General features: G+C 73.2%; 4 protein-coding genes. 1 reads left to right on the forward strand and 3 read right to left on the reverse strand.

The window, feature by feature from the left end; all coding sequences use genetic code 11:
* The first annotated feature begins 232 nt into the window (after positions 1 to 232).
* Positions 233 to 1384: a hypothetical protein gene (locus ACFWY6_RS31425; RefSeq protein ID WP_384697501.1), complete on the forward strand. Its 1152-nt coding sequence runs from the start codon at positions 233 to 235 to the stop codon at positions 1382 to 1384.
* Positions 1385 to 1521: 137 nt separating this feature from the next.
* On the opposite strand, the gene ACFWY6_RS31430 is transcribed toward ACFWY6_RS31425, so the two are convergent.
* The 3 genes from ACFWY6_RS31430 to ACFWY6_RS31440 all read right to left on the reverse strand — a co-directional run.
* Positions 1522 to 2283: a FadR/GntR family transcriptional regulator gene (locus ACFWY6_RS31430; RefSeq protein ID WP_384697504.1), complete on the reverse strand. Its 762-nt coding sequence runs from the start codon at positions 2281 to 2283 to the stop codon at positions 1522 to 1524.
* A gap of 17 nt (positions 2284 to 2300) precedes the next feature.
* On the reverse strand, positions 2301 to 3371 hold the full coding sequence (gene denD / locus ACFWY6_RS31435; RefSeq protein ID WP_384697507.1) for a D-erythronate dehydrogenase: 1071 nt from the start codon (positions 3369 to 3371) through the stop codon (positions 2301 to 2303).
* A partial coding sequence (locus ACFWY6_RS31440; RefSeq protein ID WP_384697510.1) for a hydroxypyruvate isomerase family protein occupies positions 3368 to 4056 on the reverse strand: 689 nt, incomplete at its 5' end. The genes denD and ACFWY6_RS31440, both read right to left, overlap by 4 nt.

The raw sequence follows: 4056 nt of genomic DNA on the forward strand, positions 1-4056 counted from the left end.
CGGGGCCGGGGGCCGGGGCGGGCGGGGCCCCCGGGCCGCCCGGGGGGCGCGGCGCGGCGGGGGGGGGGGGGGGGGGGGGGCGCCCCGCCCCCGCGCCTCCTTCCCGGCTTCGGGGCCGCGCGTTTTCCCGGCCCCGATGCCCCGCACGTTGAAGCCGTTGACGGGGTACCTCTTCCATCGCCGGGTACACGGGCCATACTGGTCGGGCCCCGATCACCCACAGAACGACTCCATGGCCAAGAACAGCAACTCTTCGACCACCGCCCCCGACACCGCGTGGCTGGGGCGCGGGCGCCACCTCGGGCCCGAGCCCGAGCAGGACGTCCGGCGCAACCTGATCGCCCTCAAGGCGGCCGGGGTGCTCGACGACTTCCTGGACCTCGACCCCGTCGAGGCGGCCCGCTCCACGGTCCTGCACCCGCGGGACGAGTCCGCCGACCCCGGTCCGTCGGCCCGCCGCCTCTTCGAGGCCCGCTGGCGCGTGACCGACGACGTCACGGTGCGCGCACAGCTGACCACGTACGACCCCGAAGCGCGCCGCAAGGACGGCGAGGGTGTCACCTGGGTCATCGCAGCCGAGGCGGAGCGTGCGTGGGACGCGCGCTGGCCCTCGCCCGCCACCATGTTCTGGCCCGACAGCGACCAGGTCGCCTGGGACCACGACACGGTGCCGGGCCTGCGGCTGCGGACGACGAACCACCTGCCGAAGGACGACGACGAGCTGCGCCGCAGGCTGCGGGAGTGCACCCGGCAGAGCTGGAACATCCACATCGTGGTGCACGAGGCGATGACGCCGGACGCGAAGGGGCAGCGGCCCATCGCGGAGTTCCTGCCGCCGAGCCTGCGGCACCGCGTGGTCGAGCACCGGGGCACGCCGGAGCAGGCGCAGATCGCCGACTTCGCGATGAAGCGGGAGCTGAGCGTGCGCATGCCGCGCGGCGGCGCCGTCGTCCTGCCCGCGGCTCCGCAGGGCCCGGATTACGACGCGGAGCGTTTCACGGTGCGCAGCGTCTTCCTGGACGGCTCGGAACCGACCGAACTCCTCGACAGGATCAAGGAGTTCGCCGCGCTGCCGCGGCCGCTGCCCGCCGAGGCCGAGCAGGCCCTGACGCGGCTGCGCCGGGGCTGGCACCTGCTCACCCCGGACGAGGAGCTGGTGCACGCCCGGTCCATGGTCGCCAGGTACGCCGAAGAGCTCGACGCCATGACGAAATCCCGTGACCTGTACCAGGAGGCTGCCGAGACGGCGCACGCCGCGCTGGCCGAGGTGACCGGCGGCGACGGTGTGCCCCGGCCGCCCGCGCCTGGCCTGGCCAAGGCGGACGGCTCACCGCTGGGCTCCCTCACGAAGGCGTTCGGGCGCTTCCGGGGTTCGAGCAAGTAGCTTCCGGGGTTCGAACAAGTAGGGCGCGCCGTTAACAAGTAGGGCGCGCCGCTACCGGGGGCTCCCGCACGTCACGGCGCGTCCAACCTCACGGCGCGTCCAACCTCACGGCACGTCCACCTCACGGCGCGTCCACCTCACGGCGCGTCCAGATCCACCTCAAGGTCGTCCGCCTCCGTCCAGAAGCCCTCGTCCGCGTCCTGGAGACGGGACGCGGCATGCTTCAGGTGACGGCGCACGGCGCTGCGTGCCGCCCGCGCGTCGCCGGACTCGACCGCCGCCAGGATCGCGTGGTGCTCGACCCGGACCGCCTCGATGAAGTCGCCCCGCCGCGCCTCGTTGGCCCGTGTGACGCGGATGCCGCTGCGCAGCACCTCTCCGAGGTACCGCACGGTCGAGACCATCACCGCGTTGCCGGTCGACTCGGCGATCGACTGGTGGAACGCGAGGTCCTCGTCCACGCCGTCACCGCCCGCCGCGACCGCCTCGTCGATCGCGGCCAGGGACTGCCGCATCCGGTCGACGTCCTGCGGTGTGGCACGGGTGGCCGCGAGCGAGGCCGCCTCACCCTCCATGGCGCGGCGGACCTCCACGATCTGCAGCACCTTGGCCTTGGTGTCGGATGCCCCGGCCCCGGTCTCCGCCTCCAGGTCGAGCGGCCGGGTGCGCTGGGGCATGACGAACACGCCCCGGCCCTGCCGCGGTTCGACCAGGCCCGCGTTCCGCAGCCGCGAAACGGCCTCGCGGATCACGGTGCGGCTGACGCCGAGCTGCTTGACCAACTCGACCTCGGTCGGCAGCTTGTCGCCCTCGGCCAGACGTCCGGACTCGATCTCCTCCGCGAGGATCGCGGCGACCCTGTCCGCGAGCCGTACGGGACCACTCACCTTGGAGAACATGCTCGTCAGTCTATCCGTCAGGCCTCGATCGCCCCTGGCGCGGGCAGCGAACCTGCCGCCACCGCATCGGGGTGGTCCGCCACGTACGCCCGTACGACCGACTCGAAGTTCTCGTCGGGCGCGAGACCGAGCGCCGTGGCGCGCGCGTTGTCGAAGGCGGCGGGCCACGAGCCGACGATGGCCTCGACGGCGGGGTCGGGCGTGACCGTCACCAGATCGGCGACGGCGTCTCCGGCCACCCGGCGCAGCGTGGCGAGCATCTCGGCGACGGTCACCGTGAGCGCCGGCAGGTTGACCGGAAGCCCGCCGTCGAGCTGCCCGGGGCCGCTGCCCCGCTCGGCCTCGGCGATGCGGAGGATGCCGTCGACCGTGCGCCGCGGCGAGGCCAGCGCGACCCGCAGGTCGGGGCCGACCGGGCAGGTCGCGGGGAGGCCGGCCAGCGGCTCGCGGATGATGCCGGACAGGAAGCCGGAGGCGGCCGCGTTGGGCCTGCCCGGCCGTACCGAGACCGTCATCAGGCGCGCCACACGCCCGTCGACGAAGCCCTTGCGGGTGTACTCGGCGACCAGCATCTCGCAGACGCGCTTCTGCGTTCCGTAGCTCGACTGCGGTGTGGGCAGCGTCGATTCACCGACCACGGGCGGCAGCGGCAGCGCGGGGTCGGAGCCGTAGACCGCGACGCTGCTGGAGAACACGACCCGGGGTGTCGGCCCGCCGGCCGCCGACTGCGCGCGGGCGGCGTCGAGCAGCGCGCGCGTGGTGTCCAGGTTCGCGCTCATGCCGAGGTCGAAGTCGGCCTCGCACTCGGCCGATACCGCGGAGGCCAGGTGGATCAGGACGTCCACCGGCCGCGCGAAGATCTCGTCGAGGCGCTCGCTCAGGTCGCCCTGTACGACGTCCACGATGGGGTATCCCCTGCTCGAAGAGCTTGGGGAAGGGTCGGCGGCAAGGGGCGATCCGGCAGGGACGAACCGGTCGGCGAGCACCAGGCGGTCCACGGGCGCGCCGCACAGGGTCCGCCGCTTCAGCAACGCCTCGGCGACCTGCTGCCCCAGGAAGCCGAAGCCACCGGTGATGACGATCCTCATGCGCGTTCTCCTCGGTTGTTCTTGAGCCGGCCGTAGTTCTTGAGCCAGCCGAGCCCCTCGCTCGTACCGGAGCGGGGGCGGTATTCGCAGCCGATCCATCCCTCGAAGCCCAGTTCGTCGACGACGTCGAACAAATACTGGATGTCGAGTTCGCCCTGGTCGGGCTCGTGGCGGTCGGGCACGCCCGCGATCTGCAGATGGGCGACGCGGCCGGTGGGAAGGTCACGGCGCAGTGTGGTGGTGAGGTCGCCCTCGACGATCTGGCAGTGGTACAGATCGAGCTGCACCTTGAGATTCGGGGCGCCCACCTCCCGCACGATCGCGTGTGCCTCGGCCTGCCGGTGCAGGAAGTAGCCCGGCATGTCACGGCCGTTGATCGGCTCGATCAGTACGTCGACGTCCACTGCGGTGGCCCGCTGCGCCGCCCAGGTGAGGTTGTCCAGGTACGCGGCGCGGTGCTCGGCGAGCTGAGCGGGCGCGGCGTCCGCGGGCCGGAGACCGGCCATCACGTGCACCTGGCCACAGCCGAGCGCCACGGCGTATGCGAGCGCCCGGTCGAACCCGGAGCGGAACTCGGCCTCGCGGCCGGGGGGCGAGGCGATGCCACGCGCCCCCGCCACCCCCTCGCCGGGGGGGGCGGTGTAAAACACCAGGCGCCGGGCGGGGTCGGCGAGGCCCCCGCGCC

The organism is Streptomyces sp. NPDC059037, from assembly GCF_042740015.1.
GTDB lineage: Bacteria > Actinomycetota > Actinomycetes > Streptomycetales > Streptomycetaceae > Streptomyces.